Source organism: Bradyrhizobium centrolobii (assembly GCF_001641635.1).
GTDB lineage: Bacteria > Pseudomonadota > Alphaproteobacteria > Rhizobiales > Xanthobacteraceae > Bradyrhizobium > Bradyrhizobium centrolobii.
In genome coordinates this window covers 57,418-79,191 of sequence record NZ_LUUB01000074.1, presented here as the reverse complement: position 1 = coordinate 79,191, position 21,774 = coordinate 57,418, and the positions used below count along the sequence as shown (strand labels likewise).

Sequence of the window (21,774 nt, the reverse complement as noted above, 5' to 3'; positions counted from 1 at the left end):
GTTAGCCGTCGCCATTCGCGCTGGCTAAAAGTGCGGCCGGATTCGACGACACGTTTTTGGCTGACGTCCGCTAGCCAAGAGAAATCACAAGAGGAGCAAGGAGGGCCTGCTGCGGATCGCGACGGCGAACATGTGGCACCTCGTCCGGCTTGTCTCACGGTTGAAGGCTGCAGGAGCCTTCAGTCCTTGAGACGATTGAATGCCACATCCAGCTCCGTGGATGCCTTCGCAAGGGCGGATCGTCGACCATCGAGCCAGCCTTTATCTGCCGCGAGTTGTGCTTCCTGGGCGACGAGCATACGGGCGACTTCTGCTGATTGTGGGCCGCCCAGGCCGCGGCTGGAGCGGACCATGTTCTCGGGCGTCAGGATTTCCCGAAAACGGGCTTCGGAAAACGGAAAGGCAGCCTCTTGACCAAGCAGGCCCTTGGTCGATTGCGCAAAGATTCTCTTTGCGTCCTCGTAAGGCAATTCGGACGCCCGAAGGCCGTGACCACGTCCGAAATTCACGAGCTCGGACGCGAAATGGTGGCCGACGCGGAACGGGACGTTGGCCTCTCGCTGCAACACGTCGGCCAGCTCGGTCGTCGTTGCATAGTCGCCATTCACCTCCTCGAGCGCGCGGGAGGCATCGAAGCGCAGGGTTCGAACGAGGCTCGCCATGGCGGCCTGTAGCTGCGTGGCCTCCCGCAGCGCATTGTTCGCAGCATCGCCGCGATATTCGATGACGCCCGGCCCGATATTGTGCGCGAGCATGACCGCGCTTTGAGCCAGCCCCAAAGTCCGAGTGGCTTGTTCGCGGGCGAGCAACATCGGGAAGGGATTCCGCTTTTGCGGCATGATGCTGCTCGGGGTCGTCTCGCTGGGCGCCAGCAGGAACCAGGGGCGGATCTGCCGATACTGGTCCAGAAGGTCTGCCATCAGGGCGCCATTGGTTATCGCGGAAGCGGTTGCCAGCCCCGCGACCTCGACGTCGAGGTCGAATGGCGAGACATGGTTCGCATCGAACGAATTCTCGATCGGACCGTCAAATCCAAGGAGAGCAGCGAGCTGCCTGCGATCGATGGGAAAGCTCGATGTGCCGACTGCGGCAGCTCCGAGCGGCGAGAGATTGAGACGTGCGTAGCTTTCCTTGACACGCTGGGCTTGCCGTTCAAGCGCGCCCAAATAGCCGGAGATGTAGTGGCCCAACGTAATCGGCTGCGCCTGTACACCCATCGTGAAGGCCGGCATGATGGCGTCCGGCGCGGTCCGTGCAAGGTTCAGCAGCGCTGTTCGGTAGTCGTTCAGGCTCGCCGCATTATCAAGGTACGTCTCTCGCAACACCAGCCGTTGCCACGTGGAATACATGTCCTGACGACTGCGGCCCGAGTGCAGCCGTGTGACGTCGGCTCCCCCGGACGCTATCAGCATGGGTTCGACGCGGAGGTAATCATCAGGGCGGGATGCGTCCGGCTGCTCGCCATCGTGGATCACCTTCGCGACGGCCGCGGCAATCTTGCGACCCAGATCCCGTTCCACGATCTTGGTGTCAACAACCATGACCGCCGAAGCCTTGTTCATCTCGCCGATCCAGTAGAAGCCATCATGCGCTGGTTGGGCATAGGCAACGGAGGCGCAGAACAGGGTGGCTGCCGCCACGACCGGTCCGAGATGTTGCTTGGTCATGGAACCCTCCCCCAGAAGTCTTTCATGATCTTCGTGCGTAGCCGCTTGGTGAACGCATCGTAGTCCATCGCGAATACCTGCTCCACGCCGGTCGGAACGACACGCACTACGCCATCATTGGATTCATGTCGAGGTATTGAGACGTCTGCCCGAATTGTCTGGACCGGCTTCGAGTATACATTCCACGCTGGATGCTATCTCCAACAGGCGCCGGTCCGCATTTCGTCGGCCGATCAGCATGAGCCCAACTGGCAGCCCCGCGCTGAACGGCAAAGGCAACGAAATCGACGGGCAGTCCAGCATGTTGGCGACGCGAGGATTGCGCAGCACGAGCCCGTTGAACGCGTGAAATGTCGCGTCCTCCTCGACCGACGACAGAAGCGGCGCACGGATCGGCGTCGTCGGCAGGACGAAAACCTCGTTGTTGCCAAAGGACTGTTCAAAGGACTGGATCGCCGCTTTCCGGAGACGCACCATGCGCACATAGTCGGTGCCGAGGATAGCGGCGCCGGCTTCGATGCGAACGCGGGTTTTCGGATCGACCCCATCCAGGCTCGACAGCCCGAGACCACGCAGCGTCGCGCCGACCTCGATGGAGGGAAACGTGCCGATCCGGTCGATCCCCGCGACACGATCGAGAGCAGCTTCGATCGAACCGTCCTCGATCTGCAAGCCAGCCGACCGAAGCCGCTCCATGGCAGTCTCGAACGCACTGAGCACCTCGGGCTCGCAGCGATCGAACAAGCGCCCGCGGGCAACGATGAGGCGGAGCGTGCCGGGAGAGGCACTCCGCAGCCGCGACGGCGCGGCCTCCCCCGAAAGCACCTGATCGGCCATGAAGCAGTCGGCAACGTTCAAGGCAATCGGACCGATCGTATCGAGGCTCGATGACAGCGAGAACGCGCCGGCGGTCGGCACGAATCCGCTGGTTGGCTTGAAGCCGACTGCGCCGGACAGGGCGGCCGGGATTCGAAGGGAGCCGCCGGTATCGCTGCCTATGGCGATGTCCGACATGCCGTCGATCACCGACACCACGGCGCCCGATGATGAGCCACCTGGGGCGCGCTGGCGGTCTCGTGGATTGCCCGGCGTGCCATCATGCGGATTCGTGCCGAGCGCAGAAAAGGCAAACTCGGTCATCTGTGTCTTGCCGATGACGACGGCGCCCGCGGCCCGCAACCGTTTCACGACTTCAGCATCTTCAACGGCCGGCGGCAGGCGGCGCAGGACCGCAGATCCGGAACTCGTCACGGTACCGGCAACGCCGAACAGCGCTTTCACGGAAACGATACGGCCATCGAGCGGGCCGCGAGGGCTACCTGCAGCGGCGCGTCGATCTGCGGCCTCGGCCTCCCACCGGGCGCTGTCCGCGAATACCGCCGTGAAGACGTTCTCCGCTTCCGGCGACCGGATCCGTGCCAGCGCGGTCTCAAGGCGTGCAACGGCAGATTGGTTGGGTCGACCGTTCATTGCTGTCACGGACACCGTTTTTTGCGAGGCGGGATCAGGAAACGACTGGCAGCACGTCGACGTCGTAGCTGTGCGTCAGCTTGCGGTCGAGCACGGGATCACTCAGCTCCATTTCAAAGCGCGTCCCCGGCCGAATGCCACCGATCGCACCGGGCGTGCCGCAAAACATCAACGTGCCGGCCGGCAGCGTGCTTGAGCCGGTGTGGCGCCGGATGAGATCGCGCGGCGTCCTCAGCGAGGACACCGGGCTGTCCTGGTAGAGAACCCGCTTGCCGTCGATCGTCGCCCACGAGCGAAGAACCAGCTCGTCCCAATGATCTTCGACACTGCCATAACACCAGAGCTGCGAGCCGACCGGCTTGCCGCAGAGCTGCTTCGAAAGAGCGATGCCCGACGCTTCCGCCTTGCGGTCAGTATGGTCTGACCCGATGCCGACCCAGAGCCCGTCTGCCATGGCCACGATGACCGGCTCGACTTCACCAGAACTGTCCGGGCCGAGCACGGTCAAGCGGTTTTCCTGGGTCAGTGTTTGGGCCGCGACGCGGTAGTAGAGCGGCGTCGTCGAGGGACGTGAAATGCCGAGCGCGGCGAGTTCCTCGATATGGTGCTCGATGGCAGCGGCATCCCTGCCCGCCCAGCCTGCGATGATGAGAGAGTGGATCTCGACGCCGACGCGGTCTGTCCGGTCATTTGCGAGGCGATCAAATTGCAGCAACATGGAATTCCCTCTCCTTGGTCGATGTGGCCAGGACTTCACCGCGCTCGATCTGAAGCGTCCTGTCGGCGATCCGGTCGAGCAGCGTCGGCGAAGACTCGGTAATCAGCATGGCGAGCTCTGGCCGGTGCTTGCGCAACTCGCCGAGCGTGCGCGCATAGTCCAGCGCGAGGGCCGGCGCCAGGCCCTGGAAGGGTTCGTCGAGCAGCAGGACCTTGCGCGCCACCGTCAGCGCACGGCCCAGCGCGACCATCTTGCCCTGCCCTCCGGAAACGCCGCCGGCGGGCCTGGAGCGCATCACGTGCAACTCGGGCAATAGCTGATAGATCTCGTCGAGCCTGTGCGCGATTTCGGCACGGTCGAGCTTCAGAGCCAGCGCCGGAAGACGGATGTTCTCCTCGACGCTCAACTCCGGAATCAGCCGACGGTCCTCCGGCGCGTAGCCGATGCCGGCCCGCGCGCGGGTATAGGCGGGCCTGCTGCCGAGATCGTCGGCATCGAGGCGGATCGTGCCTTCGTCATGCGCGATGAGACCCATGATCGCACGAAGCGTCGTGGTCTTGCCGGCGCCGTTGCGGCCGATCAACACCGTCGTCTTTCGCGCGATGATCTCGCAACTGACCCCGCGCAGCACGCGGACGCCCTCGATCGAGACGCTGACCTTGTCGAGACTGAGCATCAGGCTACTCCCACGACACGTTGGCGAACTTGCGCGTTGCTGAACACCTCATCGGGCCGCCCCTGGGCCATGATATTACCGGCATTCCACACCAGCACCCGGCTCGCATAACGGGCGACCACGTCCATATCGTGCTCGACGAACAGCGCCGTGATGCCACGCTGGCGCAGCGCGCTCATCAGCGCCTCCATCAGCGGGAAGCGTTCGAGGGCACTGACGCCACTCGTCGGCTCGTCCAATAGCAGGAGCCGCGGCTTGAGCGCCAATGCCACCGCGATATCCAGCAGCTTGCGATGACCTTCAGGCAGCGCGCTGCTGATCCGATCGGCATCACCGGCGAGCCCGACCAGATCGAGCAAGGCCTTTGCCTCGTCGCGCCGCGTCGCCGTTTCCAGCGGCCGGACCGCGCTCCACAGACCATCGGTTGCCGCCAGCGCCAACATCATGTTGTCGATCACGCGCTGGGCGGAGAAGAGCTGCGGGATCTGGAACGCGCGCGCGACACCTCGGCGCGCGATCGCGCGCGGCGACAGGCGGGTGATGTCGTGACCGTCGAGCAGCACGCTGCCCGACCTCGGACGAATATAGCCCGTGCAGATGTTGAGCAGCGTCGTCTTGCCCGACCCGTTCGGGCCGATGATCGCGAGGAACTCGCCGTCATGGATCGCGATGCTGACGTCGTCTGCGGCCTTGACCCCGTTGAATGCGACGTGGAGACCCTTGGCTTCCAGGATGGGACGCGTCATAGGCTCGACGCCTCCTTGCGCGCGAACAACCCATAGACTCCCTGCGGCATGAACATGATGACGATGATCAGCGTCATGCCCACGATCAAATTCCAGGAATCCGTGACGGTGACCGCAGCGCTGTGCAGCAGTTCCAGGAACAAGGCGCCGATGAACGCGCCCGGCACGCCGCCGATGCCGCCTAGCACGGCGATAAGCACGAGGTGGCCGGATGCGGTCCAGAACGCGAAATCGGGGACCACGCGGCCGATCGCAAAGCCGGCGATCGCGCCGCCAAGACCCGCGAGCGCCGCCGAGATGACGTACGCGATCAGCAGAACCGCCCAGACCGGAATGCCCAAATATTCGAGCCGAATCTCGTTGGTATTGACGGCCGACAGCGCATGACCGAGCGGGCTGTTGAGATAACGCTGGACGGCAAGGCCGACGAGCACCATCAGCGCCAGGCTGAGATAGAACAGGACGCTCTTGAACACCGGCTCGGCGAACACGATGCCGAAGACCGCCGGAACCGGAACAGGCATGCCGTCGGTGCCGCCGGTGACGCCGTAGAGCTTGGCACACAGCGCATAGAACACCATGGAAACGGCAAGATTCAACATCGCGAAGAAGATCGCGCGATAGCGAACGAGAAACGATCCGGCGACGGCACCGGCGAGTGCCCCCGCCAATACAGATAGGATCAGAAGCAGGCCAAGATCATTGATGCCGGCGCGCGCCAGGAACGCGACCCCGTAGGCACTGGCGGCAAAGAACATGGCATGACCGATCGAGATCAGACCGGCGCGGAGCAGCACGGCAACGCCGAGCGCCGCAAATCCCTTGGCGATCGCAAGCGTCAGCACGAATTGCAGCCAGGGCGCGGCGATCGGCAGCACGGCCAGCATGAGGACCGCAATAGCGGCAGGGATCGTTCGCATCATATCCTCCGCGCTGTCACCGACCCGAACAGGCCGTAAGGGCGGAACAGGAGCACGGCAAGCATTGCCGCATAGGGCGCAACGGCATCCAGCGACGGCGCCAGATAGATCGCGAGCACGCGCGCCAGGCCGACGATCAGCGAGGCCACCGCAGCCCCCTCGATCTGTCCGAGCCCTCCGATCGCCGCCACCGCAAAGGCGAGCACCATGGTGTCGGCCCCGAGCCCCGGCGCGATGCCGGACGTCGGCGTCGCCAGAGCGCCTCCCAAGGCCGCGAGAAACACGCCGAGCGAAAACGCCAGGATGAAGATGCGGTTGGTATCGATGCCGATCGACTGCGCCATCTCGCGGTCGGTCACGACGGCCGTGATCAGGCGCCCAAGCCGGGTGTGGTTGATCAGGAGCCGCAACCCGATGACAACGAGCAGCGCCATCCCGATCAGGAGGATCTGGTAGTTGAGATAGACGACGCCACCGATGCTCGTCGTGCCGAGCAATCGCATCGGCGCGTCTTCGTAGAACGACTGCACGCCGAAGATCACGCGCTGGAGGTCCTCCAGGATGAGGAATAGCCCGAACGTGATCAGGATCTGCACGGCCTCCGACTTGCCATAGGTCCAACGGACCAGGCCGCGCTCGATCAGCGGGCCGAATATGGCCGCGACAAAGACGGCGCTGAACAGCAGCGCCGCGAACGACAGATACGGGTTGAGCTGCCGGCTCGCAATGAACAGGCAGATCGATGCCGCGACATACCCGCCGATCGAATAGAGGCTGCCATGCGCGACGTTGAGGACGCGCAGCACGCTGAAGACCAGCGTCAGGCCCACCGCCGCGAAGAAGATCAACGCGGCGCTGGCCAGACTGTCCAGCAGCAAGGGGATGATTGCGTTCAACATCGGCCTACGCCTTGTGATTGGAATCAGGTGAACGTCGTCCCGGACTATTTGTAGCTTCCCGGCTTCGGCAGGCTCTTGGCGAACTCGGGCTTGAGCGTCGAAATCCAGGCTAGCGGGTCCTGACCGGCCTGCGGCATCAGGCTGTCGCCCCTGTAGCGGACCATGTCGCCGATCACGGGAAACTGCTGCGCCGGCGTCTTCACGGTAACGCCGATGATCTGGTCGACGAGACCGTCATTGTCGGCGCGCGTCTGTGCGGTGCCGGTCAAGGTCGCGACTTTGCTGCCCTTCATGGCATCCGCGAGCTCGGCGCGCGTCGGCCATTTTCCGCCGTTCTTCTGCATCGCGGCCTTGTAGGCGGCCTTCACGTAGATCAGCGTGTTGGCCATCTTGATGGACGGAAACACCGGATACTCGCCGAAGCGCGCCTTGTATCTTTCGGCAAACTTCGCCGTTTCGGGATTGGCCTTGGCGTCCGGCGACATCCACCAACCGTCGCCGAGAACGCCGACGATCACGCCGTCGGGCAAGGGCACGCGTTGCAGCACGGTCTCACCCAGCGCGAGGATCACCTGGCTGGAGGTAAAGATTCCACGCGGCGCGGCCTGACGAACGAAGTTCTCGAGGTCGGCGCCCCAGAGATTGGAGAATACGACATCCGGCCGCGCGGTGGCGAGGCGCGAGATCTCAGTCTGGTAGTTGGGCGAGCCGAGCTTCGGATAGAGTTCAGCGACGATCTCGACGTCCGGTTTCAGGGCCTTGAGCGCCGCGGTGAAGATTTTCGCAGCGTCGTGACCGAATGCATAGTCCGGATTGATGATCGCAACCGTTTTCACATCCGGCTTGCGATCCAGCAGGTAGATCGCATAGGCGATGAATTCGGGCACCGTGTTGCCGTTGGGACGGAAGACGTATTTTCTCTTGCCGTCGATCAGCAACTGATGGGTATCGCAGTTCCAGCCCACGGTTGGCACTTCGAGCTGCTCGGCGAGCGGTGCGAGCGCGAGGCAATTCGCGCTGGACAAGGCGGCGACCATCACCTGGTTCTGCGCGTCTGCCGCCAACCGGCGATATTCCGCGATCACGCCTTGTGCACCCTGTGCTTCGTCGACGTAAGTCGCCCTGACCGGCACGCCTTCAATGCCGCCCTTTGCGTTGATTTCCTCGATGATGAGGTCCGCGGCATTCTTGCCGGGCATGCCGTAGGCTGCGGCGGGACCGGACGTAAACGTGAAGATGCCCAGCCCCAACGAGCCCGGCTTTTCCTGTGCAGCGGCGGGAGTGGCGGCCGCGACACCGATGGCGAGAGCGCCGGCGAGACCGTCGGCCACCAATCGGAGATTGGCCTGCGACAACCCGCGATGGAGTCCGAAGAGCAGTTCGAGTGACGACAGGCAACGCGCAACGACGATGGAAATACCTTTGAACGCCATGATTTCTCTTCCCCTAGGCAGTCAAATGAAGTTGTGGAGCAACGATCCGGCGTCACACCGGATCGAAATAGTGCATCTCCAGAAGCAGGCAGCCCTTCACGGACTTGAAAGGCCCGTGCGGTGCGTGCGGCGGCCGGCAGGCATAGGTATTCGGCGGAAAGCTCTTGCCACCCTCGCCGTTCGCATCGTTGCCGACGATGAGGTCACCTGAGACGAGATAGACCTCTTCCCAATACTCGTGCGAAAATGGCGCGGTCGTGTGGACGCCGGGCGCGAAGCGGAGCAGCCGGGTCCGCGTCCCGCGCCGGTTCTCCTCGTCCAGTCCTCCCGCGATGATTTTCTGCTGGATGCCGGCCGGATAGCCCGCCGGCACTTCCCAGCCGCTGGCCATGTCGAGCGTGTAGAATTCGTCGTGCTTCTTGTTGACAGGCATGCTTTGTCTCCCTTGGTTCAGGCGGCTTTGCTGGCGGTCGAGACGCCGTTGAGGTCGTAGGAATCGAGCATGGTCTGGACAAGGCGGTCCGCGCCGGCCCAGTCATAGGTGCGATAGGAATGGCCCTTGGTGACGAAGGTCGCACCGGCGTAGAACATCTCGTATTGCTGGTGGCGAGACCCGAACTCGGAGCCGACGGCATCCCAGGCGAGCTTGTAGAACTTCACTCGGTCATGCGAATTGGCCTTCGGAGACTGCTGGGTCTTGCCGATGAACGCTGCGATCTCGGGGTTGCCGAAGTCGGCGACCGACGAAGGCAGCATGATCATGCCGCCGCCGGCGAGTTCGCGCAGCGTATTGATGACGTGGGCATAGAGCTGCTGCGTCAGCACCTGCGCGGAATAGAGCGTGTGCCGGTCCGGGATGAAATAGGGGCCGACCTGCGTGCCCTTCGCCTCCATCGCCGCCACCAGCGCATCGACCATGCCGGTCTCTGCTGCGAGCTGACCGAGCATCTCGCGAACCTGCGGGAATTGAGTAACGCCGTTCATTTCGGCGGTCCGATGTGCAAGGCCAGTCAGGAACTTGAGCTTCACGCTGAGACGAACCATCGCCTGGTAGTTCTGATAGACGTGGCAGGGCGTGGCGTGAAACTGCTTCTGGCACATCTCGACGTTGCCCTCGATGAAGACGCGATCCCAAGGCACTTTCACGTCGTCGAAGTAGAGAACCGAGTCGTTCTCGTCGAAACGGCTCGACAAGGGATTGTCGAACACCGCGCCGGCGGCGTCCTCGTAGGACTTTCGCGACAGCATCTTGAGACCCTTCGTCTTCATCGGGATCGCGAAGGACATCGCATAGCGCTCTTCGCCCGGGCGCATCGGCTGGATGGTCGTGACGAAGACCTCGTCGGCCACCACACCGCCGGTGGCGAGCATCTTGGCGCCGCGGATCGTGATGCCTTCGGCATCGCGGTCGACGACACCGGCGGTGAGGAACGGATCCGCCTGCTCGGCCGCCCCCTTCGAACGATCGGCCTGCGGATTGATGATGACGTAGGTGAGATAAAGGTCCTTGTCGCGGGCGTAGCGGTAGTAGCTCTCGAGCGCGCCGGCGCGGGCCGGATCATAGTCCTTGAAGACGTCGAGCCCCATGTAGAGTCCGGAAATGCAGGATGCCACGTGATCCGGGGCGCGGCCCATGAATCCGGCATGCAGCGACGCCCATGCCTCGAGCGCCTTTCGCCGCGTCACGAGCTCGGCATAGGAGGCCGGAAGCTGCCAGATGCGGTTGGCGCGGCCGGCGCCCGTATCGAACGTCATCAGATCCGCGTTCTCCGGCGCGCTCGCAAAGTCGAACAAGCCCGCCATGGAGCCGGCGAGATTGCGGAAGGCATGGTGGGTCGTAACATCGCCCACCGAGGCGCCGTTGATGTAGATGGTCCGGCCGTCCTTCAGGCCTGACAAATATTCCTTTGCGCTACGCATCGCGGTTTCTCCGGTTCGAAGCTAGTAGTGAATGGGAAGCGGCCAGGTCGGCTCGCGCTCGGTTTCGTCGACGAGGTCGCGGTAACGACCGCGAAAGAAGATCAATGGCGGGGCCGGCTCGCTACGCGCAGCGTGACGGACGACGCGGACCACAAAGATCACATGATCGCCGCCATCGTAGTTTCCGAACGGCGCGCATTCGAAATGGGCCAAAGCCCCCGATATCAGCGGTGCCTCGGCGTGACCGACTGACGTCTTGACCTGATCCCACTTGTTGGAGAGAGCGCGCGCGAACTGGTTGGAGATCTGCTCCTGGTCGCGCGCCAGGATGTTGACGGCGAAGCCCCTGGCTTCGAGCATCGCGGGCAGGCTACGTGCCTTGCGGTCGACGCTGAACAGGACCAGCGGCGGGTCGAGCGAGACCGAGTTGAACGAACTCATGGTCACGCCGATAAGCTCTTCGCCCTTGCCGCGCGCGGTCACCACCGCAACACCGGTGGCGAATTCTCCGAGCGCACGCCTAAATGCACGATCCTCCATGGACACCCGCCTCGTCGCCCGGTCCTGATTTATAATTCTCAGCTAGCTTTTTGACAAAGCTATTTGGAGATGTCAAGCCCACTTGCTGGGCGCGCCCATGCGTGCTTTTTAAGCAAGCTGGCAAGACTATGATTTTGCGGGGAGAATGACCGTGACCGATGCGCTCTCGACGGCGTCGAAACCCGAGCTACTCGATAAAGAGGGAGACCGTACGCTTCGAGGTCTCCTGTACGACTATTTCGCCTTCGGCCGCAGCCTGGAAGCCGCCCGTGAAACATTCGCGGGCTTTGTCGGCCTATCGCCGACCCAGTATCTGATCCTGATCGCGATCAAGAATTCAACCGCGGAAGAACCGATGGGAGTGAACCGGGTCGCCGAACGACTGTACTTGAGCGGTGCCTTCGTCACCAACGAGATCAACAAGCTGGTTTCCGACGGCCTCCTCGAGAAGAGCCCCCATCCGGAAGACGGACGGCGGGTGCAACTTACCCTCACCCAGCACGGGGTGAGTCTATTGATCCGTCTTGCCGCCCTGCAACGACCGGTCAACGACGCATTGTTTGGGATGCTGACGCGCGAGGAGTTTAAACTGTTATCCCAGCTTCTGTCTCGCCTCGCATCCAATGCCGACAGCGCATTGAAGCTCGCCGAACATGTTCGAGCGACACTCAAGTTTCAGGAAGATCAGCAGGCCTCCGCAGCGAATTTGCCGGAATCCCGTAAGAAGCGCCGCACGACGCTTCGCAACACCCGATAACGCCAGGAGGACGGCTGCCGTTTTCGCCTTGTCGCTGATGTCACCTTCTGAGCCAGCAGTTGTCCTCGCCGACCGGCTGGCATGCGGCAGACTGGCTGGCTGGAATCAGAGACCGCGAGGACAATTCAACAGCGCCGCAGTCGCCGGGAATTGCGAACGAGCTTGTGGGTGGCGTGCTATACACGCGATCAGCTTGGGTCATTGGATTTCGGTCCTGTATGACTTGGGTCAGGGCCGAGGCGGAAGCTACAATCTTTCCCTCGGCCTGTTCCCGTGTTATCATGGAAACATGATAAAAGCAACTCATGTTAACACGAAAGCACGAAAGACACGCGCCACCGAAACTGGCGATCTCGTGGGGGTCCGTATTCAGAACGACCTGGCAAAGCAGATTGACGACTGGCGCCGCCAAGAGAACGACCTGCCCGGCCGCCCGGAGGCCATTCGCCGGCTAGTCGAGATCGGGTTAAAGGTGAAGCGGTAGGATGCCTGACCGAGAAGAACGCGCTGAGATCACGCTAAAGCGCGAAGCAACCGTCAAACAGCTATTACGGCGCGCAGCCAGGCGTACCCGTCCTAGCCAAGCTTTCTCAGCAGTCCCTTACGCTCGCGAGACAGACGCAAACCGCGAGTTTGCGCCGGAGCGCGATGCAGACAGCCTCGTATGGTTCCTCATCGCCCTTCCGATATTCATGGTCGCCCATGCGCTCTGCGTGAAGATTGGCGCCATTTAGCTCTCGGCGTAGGCGGAAAAGGCGCGGCGGCGACCCGCGGCCGGGTCGAGACCAGCCGAAAGCGGTCCTCGCTACGAGGTCCGCGACGCTTTCCTCCCAGACGTAGTGCTGCTATTTCATTACAACCTTTAGAAGTTTGATGGTCGCCTTCATTTGAAGTTTAGAGTTGTTGACTTATATGGCAACAATAGACGATGTTCTGGGAACGATAGCGGAACTCTATGATTTACCCGCTTGGGAACCTAGGCAGACGGTAAATCAACTATGGGTTGCGCCGAAATTCTGGGACGCGTTCGACTCCACGGATGCGCTTCATGATGACAAGCTAACAATAGGTGGAAGGACGATTGCAGAGCATATCGAGCAAGGCTTGTGCGATTTCAGATGCTCTGAGCGACCGAATGCAGGCGACCTTCGTCGCATGCTGCCCAACAAAAAAGGTGTCTGGAAAATCCATGTTCCCGGCGCGAGAATTTATGGATGGTGTCCGCGAGCGCGCGCGTTTGTGGCGGTGGGCTTTGCGCTTGAAACCGACACAAAGAGAATTTCAACGCTGAACGACTCCAAGCGCGAAGACGTGCTGACCTTCATCAAAACGCACAAGCTCGAAGATTCTGTGTTGTTAGGAGATATCCTTGCCATCTTCCCGCCGCCAGCCAAGCCCTAGACGGCAGATTTTCTTGAAGCTTTCCGGAATGATCGAAGGACAGCTACGGGACGCTTATGCCAAAAAACATGAAGCGGGCGAGCTCAATCAATCGAGCCTTGCTAACAAGCTCGGCGTCAATCGGTCCGCCGTGCACCATCGTCTTACCGGTCGGACCAATATGACCGTCGAAACCATTGCCGACATGGTTTGGGGCTTAGACCACGACATCGAACTGAAGATATTCGATCCGTCAGAATCCAAGAGAAATCACCGAGTAGCCGGGCAAACGTCATCGTCGGCTGTTGGCGGGCCGGCGAGCACCAACAACCCTCTCATGCAAATCGCATCCACGGCCCCGTCCTCGAACACATCAGCGCCTTCTGCGCTAGGAGGCACGCAAAAAAGCGCCACTCCTGAAGCACCGCAGAGTTATCGCTCGCAGCTTATCGGTGTGAAATAGATGCAGATCAAAGCGGTTCTAGTAAGTCAAGCTATTCGCTTTTTTGCGGAACCGGCGGAGCCGGTAGCGGTGCGACGATCGCCCATCCCATTGATTAGAGGCTTGCAGGACAAATACGGGTTCGTCCAAGTCCCGACCACCATAGCGGAGTTGGACTTCACAAAGGGCGTGACCTTTCTGCAAGGATACTACAAAGGTTTAGTCATATCTAAGCTACAGGTCTACGAGAATGGGATGCTGTGCGAGGCGCTAGCTGACAACAGTGCGTGCGATGAATTTATGGGCGAAGTTCTCGAATGGGCGAAGACTGAGCACGCCATTCCCATCAAGGAAAGCGGCGTGAAGGCGTTCATCAGTCAGCTCGAGGTCGTGACTAACGTAGATCTTGAGAAACACCTTCAGAAGATCGACTCTGTAGCCGCCCTTATAGGCCAGTCTTTGAAGAGTTATGGGCAGCCGGTCGGGCTCTATCAAATGAGCGGGATCAAGTTGCACTATGATTCGGCCGCAACGCCCGTGCCGCGCCCCCCAGAGTTTGTATTCGAACGGCGAGCTGGAGAGCCTTACAGCACCAACCAATACTTTTCCTCTGCGCCGCTTCGCACGGCTGACCACATGCGCGTTCTCAATCAGCTTGAGAAGATTTTTGGGACGAGTTGAACAGATGCCTTCAGGGCGCCGAAGTCTTCGTTTTACTGATGGTTGGGTACCGCACCAGAACTGCCCCGTTTTGCCGCTCGCTGCTCAACGGTCCTCGAATTGCCTCTCCACACTCGATCTGACTATGGTCAGCCCTATCGCGCTTTCGCGCCGCTGACATCGAACGGCCCATCCACCGTCGATTTGTTTCGCAAGTCTCCGACGTGCGCGAAAGCTTGTCCTGTCGGGCGAGAGCTGTTTAGTCCGCATCACCCTCGGAAGGCTCCGTCCGAAGTAACAGACGCAGATCATTTTGGTGTTGGACTTTTGCTAGGAAGGCCGCACCGCGGATGGAGAAACGTCTGCCTGCACCTCGTTGGAGACAACGTCCGGCCAGGGGGCGAGTTGTTTGAGGCTCGGGAGTATCGAGGTTTCCACGCAATCGCGGCAAAGCTCGATGATCTTTTGCGTGATCTGCACCAATTCACCTGGACGATAGATAACGCATATCCGGCGGAAACACAGCGGCGGCAGAGGAAGCACTTCGATATCGAGCGCCTTCAAGTGCGACTGAAGTAAACAGAGCGGCGTTGTAATGGTCCAACCGATGCCGCTCGAGACCATGCGCAGGACGGCCTCGCTGGCGTCGAACTCGAGATTCTTCCGTGGAGCCAGCCTGCGTTGGCTGAGATAGTATTCAACCATCCTGCCTAGCTGTGACCGTTTGGTGAAGCGTACGAATGGCAACTCGGCGCACATGGCTTCGATCGAGATCTCACGGAAACGACCAGCCGCATGACGAGGAACGGCTGCGACCAGGGCCTCGCGGAACAAGATCTGGCGGGCCAGTTCCGGATGCTCTGCCATCGGATCGCTCGCGACGATGATGTCCAAAGAGCGGTCGAGCAATTGGCTCGCGAGTACCGGCGAAATTCCAGACCAAATGAGAAGCTGGTCGACCCGTTCGCTAAGACCTTTGACGATCTCCGGTCCCGCCGTTGTTGCGAAGGAGTCAACGAGCCCAAACCGCACGATCGGAATATTGCCTTTCGACCCTAGCCGCACCTCCTCGACCGTTCGCTGAACGCTCTCCAGGATTTCGGACACGCCTTGTCGCAGCAAATCACCCGAATGGGTAATCCGGATGGGGCGGCTCGAGCGATCCACAAGTTCGGTCTTGAGCCAGCTTTCGAGCCGCGCAACCGATTGCGATACGGCCGATTGCGTGACGCCGATCCGCTCGGCGGCCACAATCATGCTTCGTGCCTCGGCAAGGACATGAAAGACCTGAAGGTCTCTCAGGTTCACTCCGAAATACGAGCCCCCCTCGAAATGCCGTGTCTTGGCTTGCATCGGTCCTACTCCGAATCCGCAAAACGGGCCGACTTCAGGTCGACCGCGTTGCGTGCTCGTTGATGTCGAGCGTGGCCGGTTCACTGTACCTTGAGCGCAAGGCGCGTGCCATGGGCTCGTCGTCGCCGATGGAGCCAAGGGACAGCTTTCCGGTCTCAGGAGCATATAGCTGACAAATCACGCCTCCGAGGAGGGTGACGACTACCCAGGCTCCGAGGGCAACCTGTATTCCGTAAGCCTGGACGATGATGGGCAGCAGGAACGTGCTCGTCGCCGATCCAATGCGGCTTGCAGCACGGCCAGCCCGACTTGCAGCGGAGTCGCCGCGATCGCAACAGCGATACCGATGATGCCGAGTTCAAAACCATCGGCAAACTGTCCGCCACAGGCGCTAAATCCGGCGCGAAGATGGAGCCGTCGCAGGGGAACATCTTCAAACCTGATCCCCATCCCCACTTGGACCTCACTCATTGCTTCCTCCAGAATTTTTTGATTTGTCTCTTACAAAGAATTTGCATCACCCCGACGCGCCTGGCGGTTCAACGGCAGCGCGGCGCATGGCCGAACGTACGTCTTCCCGACGCAGCAGCCCGCGTTCGACGGCGACATCGAGAAAGGGTCGATGCTCATCGAGGGCGGCGCGCACGGTGCTGGCGACGGGCGCATACCCGAGCTCGGGCACCAGTGCGGTCGCCAGTGCGCTCGACGCCAGCAGATTTTGCCAGGATCGCTCCTCATTTGCAGTCAGCGAGCGCACGCAGCGTTCGAGGAAGATCGTCGCCGAACGCTGGAGGAGTGTGATCGAATCAATCAGGCGATCGGCAATCAGCAGTTCGTAATGATTGATCTCCAACAATCCTTGCTGACAGGCCATTGCGATCGCAGCATCGTTCCCGCAGATGGCAAATGCTGCCTGGCAAACAGCCATGGGGATAACGGGATTGACCTTGCCAGGCATGATCGAGGACCCTACCTGAACGGCCGGCAACGCGATTTCTCCGATACCGCCGCCGCCTGGACCCGACGAGAGCACAATGAGGTCATTGGCGATCTTCCAGAGAGAATTTGCGGAATTTCGCAGCTCGGCTGACAGTCGGGCGCACGTGTCGAGGTTCTGCATTCCGTCGAACGCATCGGCGGTCGGTTTCACCTCGTGGCCGACCAGAACCGACAGGTGGCGGAAGACCGCCTGTTTGTAGCCCGGCCTCGAATTCAGTCCCGTGCCAACCGCAGTGCCGCCGAGCGGGACGGTCAGCAATCGGCGGCACAGATCCTCCAAATGTTTCGCGTGGCGTTGTATGACAGCCTGATATCCCCCGAAGGTCTGGCCGAGCAGCATTGGCACAGCGTCTTGCAAACAGGTCCGACCAAGCCTCAGTGTTTCGGCATGCTCCTTCTTCTTTTCGGAGAAGCCGTCGGCCAATCCCATCAAGGCAAGGGAGGCACCCTCGAGCACACGGAAGACAGCAAGCTTCATGGCCGTCGGAACCACGTCATTGGTCGATTGACCGAGATTGACGTGCTCGTTCGGATGGACGAACGCGTAGTCACCGGCCGGCTTGCCGGCCAGCCTCGCAGCCAAATTTGCGACCACCTCGTTGACGTTCATGTTGCATGAGGTGCCACCCGACCCTTCGAGGACGTCGACGACAAGGTGAGCATCGTGCTTTCCGGCATGGATTTCCCGGCAAGCCTTGATGATGGCTTCCGCCCGGTCCGTCGAGAGCGCGCCGATTTCCCGATTGGCCCGCGCCGCTGCTTCCTTGACCATCGCCATGGCTGCGACAAATCCGGGAAGCGTCGCGATCGTGCGGCCAGTGAGCGGAAAGTTCTCCAAAGCCCGAACAGTATTGATGCCGTAGAGCACGTCCGCAGGCAACTCTCGTTGGCCGAGGCTGTCTTTCTCGATCCGCATCTGACTCATGACGCAGCTTTCGATTTGCTATTGGGTGATCTGCGCGAACTCAATTCGCGCCGTCAGAGTAAGCAGATCGAAAGGGAGAAATTAATCGATTCATCAAGCAATTAGCGAAATTCAAGTACAGTATTAGCGACGCTTATCTTGAAGCCTGCGGCACATCCCGTGAGCCGGCTGATCAGCATGTGGCGAACCGCACAGATGAGATCATGGAGCGGATAGGTCTCGCCCTGTCGCGAGGCGAACGAATGATCATCCGCGTCGATGAAGGCAAAGGCGGCAAGGACAGTAACGCCATGATCTCGCCGAGCCTGCTTGAGCAGACCATCGACGTCCGCGTCATTCAGGTTGCACCCGGTCGCGCCAAGCGGACATTAAGGTCACACCGCCTCAGAGGACATCAGCTAGGTCATGAGCCCGGCGAAGCACATCGCGCTCAGACTCAAGCAGAGCTGGCCACCCGGCGCTGATGCGCGCGTGTCGCCCGCCTACGGCTTCGACAAATGACCACGGACCGCACCAGTTTTGCACCAGAAACACAACGAAACTACCGGTGATCATAATGGTCTAGTTGCGGGGTCTTTCTGCACAGCAACGCAATGGATTCCTGAACTGATCTCTGCGAGAGCAACAACCCGCTCCAGATTTCTCCGCTCTCGAGTCTATCCGTTCTGCTTTCAATCATATCCAATTCTGCGATCGATATGAAATCGATTTTCCCCTCTTACACTGCATGCAGCATCTTTCTGTTATGAAGCGTGCGAAGACGATGGAAGTTTTTCATCATGCACCTCGGCGTGCAGACCCACGTGAAATAGATCCTGCCTTTGTCAAATTTGTTGAAGCCCTTGCAATCGCCGATGCGAGGCGCGATCATCTCTTCGAGACCGAGCGGCTGATGAAAACTCATATTGACGCCGCCAGCGAGAAATGCATCAGCGGTGGTGGTCAAGATGAAGCCCGCAGCAGTTTATGCTCGGTTCTCGACCGAGCTTCAAAACGAAAAGTCGACTGAAGATCAGATTGCTCTGTGTAGGACCTATGCGGCCCGTCATCAACTCAACGTCGTTGCGACTTTCGAGGATAAGGCTCGTTCTGGGGCCTCTGTATTCGGCCGCGATGGCTTGATGCAGCTTATGGATGCGGCGCGCCAACAACGTTTCACCGTTGTCATTGTGGAAGCGTTGGATCGTCTTTCTCGTGACATGGAAGACCTGGCCGGCATCCACAAAAGGTTATCTTTCCAGGGGATTGAAATCCAAGCCGTCCATGACGGCGTCGCGGACTCGATCTTGATTGGGATTCGCGGCCTCGTTGGACAAATGCAGCGTGAAGATGGAGCCAAGAAGGTCCGTCGCGGTATGGCGGGCGTAATACGCGACGGTCGACATGCTGGCGGACGCGCCTACGGATATCGAGCGGTGCCCGGCAAACCCGGCGAACTCGAAGTCGTCGAAACCGAAGCTGCGATCATTCGACGCATCTTCGCTGCATATGCCGCTGGACGATCGCCCCGGGAAATCGCACTCGATCTCAACCGAGAAGACGTTCCCCCACCGCGGGGGCGGCGATGGAATGGGTCGACGATCAATGGCAACGCCAAACGCGCTGCTGGGCTTATCTTCAACGAGCTCTATGCCGGCCGGATCGTCTGGAACAAGGTCCGCATGGTGAAGGATCCCGACACCGGCAAACGACTGTCTCGCCCGAACCCTCGTGATGAGTGGCAAAGCATCGAGGCACCTCAACTACGTGTCGTCGAACAGTCTGTCTGGGAGCAGGCTCATGCTCTGAAGGCCGAGAAGAGCCATTTGGCCAGCCATGTGAAGCGACGAGCGGCGCATCTTCTTTCCGGCCTCCTTCGCTGCGGTTGTTGCGGATCCGGGATGTCGGTGCACGACCGTGACAAGACCGGAAAAACCAGAATTCGCTGTTCAGCGGTTCGCGAGAGCGGCAGCTGTTCAAATCGCAGGATTATCTACCTGCGTGACGTCGAAAGGCTTGTGCTCAGTGGCATGGCGAAGGAGTTGAAGGATCCGCGCCTGATCGAAATCTATGTGCGCAAATACAACAGGGAACGAGAGCGGCTTGCCGGTGACGCGATCGCTGTGCGCGCACGACTGGAGGCTAAACGAGACCGAATCGAGGGCGAGCGGCAGCGCAACATCAATCTCGTGATCAAGTACGTGATTTCAGAGAATGATGCCAAGCAGCGGATCGCGGAGCTGATGGAAGAGCGGTTATGCGTCGAGGCTGAACTGGCCGCACTCGAGGAAGCGCCCGTCCCCGTCGCGCTCCATCCGGCGACCTTGGACCGCTACGTCCAAACCGTGAATACGCTTGCCGAGACGATTGCCAGCCACGTCGGCGCAGAGGACGACCGGGGTTCTCTGATCGACGATTTCCGGGCACTCGTGCACAGCGTCACCGTCCACCCAAAAGGACCTGGAGAAGGCTTCGAGGTCGAAGTGAAAGGAAAACTAGCTGCTCTGGTGGGCGGCCAACTGTTTCCGCAGGCCCACCATAGTAGTGGGTCACACGTGGTAGCGGGGGAGGGACTCGAACCCCCGACCCCAGGATTATGATTCCCGTGCTCTAACCAGCTGAGCTACCCCGCCACAGGGCTCGCGCGGCCGAAACGGCCGATCTCGCGAACGCGCGGCATATAAGGAAGGGGATTGCGGGCTGTCAAGCAAAGTGGGCCCGCCTTCGCTAAAGCTTCGGCGGGACATGTCGGCGGGTGAATCCGGCCGTTTTTGGCGCTGAATCCGTCCTGGCCGGGCTTGTCCCGGCCATCCACGTCTTATTTGCAGCCTCAAGAACGTGGATGCCCGGGACAAGCCCGGGCATGACGAGATTTTGCGTGTGGAACAGCCCTATTTCGGCCTCACGTTGGGGTCGCCGCCAGGGCTGCCGGGGGGCGGGATGACGGGGGTGTTGCCGCCATTTTCGGGCGTGGGGGCGTGCATTTCGGGGTCGACGCCGGAGGGCGGGCAGAGCACGCCGTCGGACTTTGCCAATTTGTCGCCGAGCGGTTCCCTCGCCTGGCCGGTGGTGATGCCGTCGGGCGCGGTCGCGCGATTCGGCCGGTCCTGGGGCGTGCAGTCGGCGGCGTGCTGCGGCGAGGGCGGCGCGGTCTGCTGTGGCGGCGTCGCCGGTGCGGGCGGAGCCTGCGCGATCGCGGCGCCGGAGGCGGCGATCAACAGGCTTGTGAAGACGAGTTTCGATGTCGTGCGCATGGAACGGAAACGCGCGTGCCGCGCCGCGTGTTCCGGCGAAAGCGCAAGTTGATTGCGCTTTAATCTTCTGTTTTGAGCATGATCTCCGCGCAAACGCGTTCCGCGTTTGTCGCGAGGGAAAACCGCTTCACACTTTTCGCTAACGCGGTCCCTCGGGTCCGGATCATGCTCCCGATCACGATTTGCGGTAGCGGATCAGTGAAAAGTGCCCCATCGGCGGCATCGGGCGGCGCTCGGCGAGCGTGACGCCGCCGTGCTTTGCGGCCCAATTGACGAGGCGCTCCCACGGGAATTCCGGGCGCCAGCCGAGCCGGCGGNAACGGCGCAAAGGCAAGTTCGAACAGCTTTCGCGGGCCCGTCTCGGCGCCGATGTGGTTGACGAGGATCAGCTCGCCGCCGTGCTTGAGCACGCGCACGAACTCGTCGAGCGTGCCTTCGGGATCAGGTACGGCGGTGATGACATATTGCGCGACCACCGCATCGAAGAAGCCGTCGGGGAACGCGAGGTTCTTCGCGTCCATTACCGAGAGCACCTCAACATTGCTGAGCCGGAGCGCGCGCACGCGCGCCTGCGCCTTGCGCAGCATCGGCTCGGAGATGTCGACGCCGCAGATTTTCGTCGTGCGTGAATAGTCCGACAGCGACAGGCCGGTGCCGACGCCGACGTCGAGGATGCGGCCGCCGATCCGGTCGGCCTCCGCGATGGTCGACTGCCGACCTGCGTCGAACACCTTGCCGAACACGAGATCGTAGACCGGCGCCCAGCGGCCATAGGCCTTCTCGACCCCGGCTCGCGAGATGTCTGCTGCCATGCCCCCTGCCCTGCGCGAATCTCTAGAATGTAATGACGGTTGGTGGATTGAAATGCCGCCCCAAACTCGCTGCACCTCTCCCGCTTGCGGGGGAGGTCGGCGCGCAGCGCCGGGTGGGGGCTTTCTCAACTCGCGAGATCTCGCTGGTGGAGAAAACCCCCACCCCCGCCCTCCCCCGCAAGCGGGAGAGGGGGCGCACTTCCGGTGCCGCGGCAGCGCGATCC

Annotated in this window: 21 protein-coding genes, 1 tRNA gene and 2 pseudogenes; 7 read left to right on the top strand and 17 right to left on the bottom strand. The window is 61.1% G+C overall.

Annotated features, from left to right (window positions below; genetic code table 11):
• Positions 1-179: 179 nt before the first annotated feature.
• The 11 genes from AYJ54_RS24185 to AYJ54_RS24135 form a co-directional block, all read right to left on the bottom strand.
• Positions 180-1,667 carry a lyase family protein gene (locus tag AYJ54_RS24185; protein ID WP_063702763.1) on the bottom strand — a complete coding sequence of 496 codons (1,488 nt, stop codon included), beginning with the start codon at positions 1,665-1,667 and terminating at the stop codon, positions 180-182.
• 123 nt (positions 1,668-1,790) lie between these two features.
• On the bottom strand, positions 1,791-3,137 hold the full coding sequence (locus AYJ54_RS24180) for an amidase family protein (protein WP_063702761.1): 1,347 nt from the start codon (positions 3,135-3,137) through the stop codon (positions 1,791-1,793).
• 34 nt (positions 3,138-3,171) lie between these two features.
• Positions 3,172-3,855, bottom strand: coding sequence for a DUF2848 domain-containing protein (locus tag AYJ54_RS24175; protein WP_063702759.1), 684 nt, complete (start codon positions 3,853-3,855; stop codon positions 3,172-3,174).
• Positions 3,839-4,531 carry an ABC transporter ATP-binding protein gene (locus AYJ54_RS24170; RefSeq protein ID WP_063702757.1) on the bottom strand — a complete coding sequence of 231 codons (693 nt, stop codon included), beginning with the start codon at positions 4,529-4,531 and terminating at the stop codon, positions 3,839-3,841. The genes AYJ54_RS24175 and AYJ54_RS24170 overlap by 17 nt, the downstream gene beginning before the upstream one ends.
• The gene (locus AYJ54_RS24165) at positions 4,531-5,277 is read right to left on the bottom strand and encodes an ABC transporter ATP-binding protein (protein WP_063702755.1); all 747 of its coding nucleotides are present in this window, start codon (positions 5,275-5,277) and stop codon (positions 4,531-4,533) included. Before AYJ54_RS24165 ends, AYJ54_RS24170 begins: the two co-directional genes overlap by 1 nt.
• Complete coding sequence (locus tag AYJ54_RS24160) at positions 5,274-6,197, bottom strand: branched-chain amino acid ABC transporter permease (RefSeq protein ID WP_063702791.1); 924 nt, start codon at positions 6,195-6,197, stop codon at positions 5,274-5,276. Before AYJ54_RS24160 ends, AYJ54_RS24165 begins: the two co-directional genes overlap by 4 nt.
• Positions 6,197-7,096, bottom strand: a complete 900-nt coding sequence (locus AYJ54_RS24155; RefSeq protein ID WP_063702753.1) for a branched-chain amino acid ABC transporter permease — start codon at positions 7,094-7,096, stop codon at positions 6,197-6,199. Before AYJ54_RS24155 ends, AYJ54_RS24160 begins: the two co-directional genes overlap by 1 nt.
• Before the next feature lie 44 nt (positions 7,097-7,140).
• Positions 7,141-8,529: an ABC transporter substrate-binding protein gene (locus AYJ54_RS24150; protein WP_245329115.1), complete on the bottom strand. Its 1,389-nt coding sequence runs from the start codon at positions 8,527-8,529 to the stop codon at positions 7,141-7,143.
• A gap of 52 nt (positions 8,530-8,581) precedes the next feature.
• Positions 8,582-8,962: a hypothetical protein gene (locus AYJ54_RS24145; protein ID WP_063676442.1), complete on the bottom strand. Its 381-nt coding sequence runs from the start codon at positions 8,960-8,962 to the stop codon at positions 8,582-8,584.
• Between the two features lie 17 nt (positions 8,963-8,979).
• Complete coding sequence (locus tag AYJ54_RS24140; RefSeq protein WP_063676444.1) at positions 8,980-10,449, bottom strand: 4-hydroxyphenylacetate 3-hydroxylase family protein; 1,470 nt, start codon at positions 10,447-10,449, stop codon at positions 8,980-8,982.
• 21 nt (positions 10,450-10,470) lie between these two features.
• On the bottom strand, positions 10,471-10,989 hold the full coding sequence (locus AYJ54_RS24135; protein ID WP_063676446.1) for a flavin reductase family protein: 519 nt from the start codon (positions 10,987-10,989) through the stop codon (positions 10,471-10,473).
• Positions 10,990-11,134: 145 nt separating this feature from the next.
• Between AYJ54_RS24135 and AYJ54_RS24130 the strand changes: the two genes are divergently transcribed.
• The 4 genes from AYJ54_RS24130 (at position 11,135) to AYJ54_RS24110 (ending at position 14,249) form a co-directional block, all read left to right on the top strand.
• Positions 11,135-11,746 (top strand): MarR family winged helix-turn-helix transcriptional regulator, encoded by a 612-nt coding sequence (locus AYJ54_RS24130; RefSeq protein ID WP_063702751.1) that lies wholly within the window; start codon positions 11,135-11,137, stop codon positions 11,744-11,746.
• A gap of 900 nt (positions 11,747-12,646) precedes the next feature.
• Positions 12,647-13,147 carry a hypothetical protein gene (locus AYJ54_RS49690; protein ID WP_136623897.1) on the top strand — a complete coding sequence of 167 codons (501 nt, stop codon included), beginning with the start codon at positions 12,647-12,649 and terminating at the stop codon, positions 13,145-13,147.
• A 28-nt stretch (positions 13,148-13,175) separates the two neighbouring features.
• Positions 13,176-13,589, top strand: coding sequence for a helix-turn-helix domain-containing protein (locus tag AYJ54_RS24115; RefSeq protein ID WP_063702747.1), 414 nt, complete (start codon positions 13,176-13,178; stop codon positions 13,587-13,589).
• The gene (locus AYJ54_RS24110; protein WP_063676452.1) at positions 13,590-14,249 is read left to right on the top strand and encodes a hypothetical protein; all 660 of its coding nucleotides are present in this window, start codon (positions 13,590-13,592) and stop codon (positions 14,247-14,249) included.
• Between the two features lie 309 nt (positions 14,250-14,558).
• Here the strand turns inward: AYJ54_RS24110 and AYJ54_RS24105 are convergent, their stop codons facing one another.
• Both AYJ54_RS24105 and AYJ54_RS24100 read right to left on the bottom strand, forming a co-directional pair.
• Positions 14,559-15,581, bottom strand: coding sequence for a LysR family transcriptional regulator (locus AYJ54_RS24105; protein WP_063676454.1), 1,023 nt, complete (start codon positions 15,579-15,581; stop codon positions 14,559-14,561).
• A gap of 517 nt (positions 15,582-16,098) precedes the next feature.
• Positions 16,099-17,505 (bottom strand): aspartate ammonia-lyase, encoded by a 1,407-nt coding sequence (locus AYJ54_RS24100; RefSeq protein ID WP_063702746.1) that lies wholly within the window; start codon positions 17,503-17,505, stop codon positions 16,099-16,101.
• Between the two features lie 242 nt (positions 17,506-17,747).
• On the opposite strand from AYJ54_RS24100, the gene AYJ54_RS24095 reads away from it, so the two are divergent.
• The 3 genes from AYJ54_RS24095 (at position 17,748) to AYJ54_RS47740 (ending at position 20,084) form a co-directional block, all read left to right on the top strand.
• Positions 17,748-17,969 carry a hypothetical protein gene (locus AYJ54_RS24095; protein WP_136623895.1) on the top strand — a complete coding sequence of 74 codons (222 nt, stop codon included), beginning with the start codon at positions 17,748-17,750 and terminating at the stop codon, positions 17,967-17,969.
• Between the two features lie 281 nt (positions 17,970-18,250).
• Complete coding sequence (locus AYJ54_RS49685; protein ID WP_136623894.1) at positions 18,251-18,514, top strand: hypothetical protein; 264 nt, start codon at positions 18,251-18,253, stop codon at positions 18,512-18,514.
• Positions 18,453-20,084, top strand: a complete 1,632-nt coding sequence (locus AYJ54_RS47740) for a recombinase family protein (RefSeq protein ID WP_082905839.1) — start codon at positions 18,453-18,455, stop codon at positions 20,082-20,084. Before AYJ54_RS49685 ends, AYJ54_RS47740 begins: the two co-directional genes overlap by 62 nt.
• Here the strand turns inward: AYJ54_RS47740 and AYJ54_RS24070 are convergent.
• The 4 genes and pseudogenes from AYJ54_RS24070 to AYJ54_RS24060 form a co-directional block, all read right to left on the bottom strand.
• Positions 20,041-20,117 (bottom strand) — tRNA-Met (locus tag AYJ54_RS24070). The genes AYJ54_RS47740 and AYJ54_RS24070 overlap by 44 nt on opposite strands.
• A 258-nt stretch (positions 20,118-20,375) precedes the next feature.
• Positions 20,376-20,738: a hypothetical protein gene (locus AYJ54_RS24065; protein WP_063702738.1), complete on the bottom strand. Its 363-nt coding sequence runs from the start codon at positions 20,736-20,738 to the stop codon at positions 20,376-20,378.
• A gap of 175 nt (positions 20,739-20,913) precedes the next feature.
• A pseudogene (locus tag AYJ54_RS52685) lies at positions 20,914-21,055 on the bottom strand (SAM-dependent methyltransferase); the annotation flags it as partial.
• A gap of 1 nt (position 21,056) precedes the next feature.
• A pseudogene (locus AYJ54_RS24060) lies at positions 21,057-21,550 on the bottom strand (class I SAM-dependent methyltransferase); the annotation flags it as partial.
• Positions 21,551-21,774 lie beyond the last annotated feature (224 nt).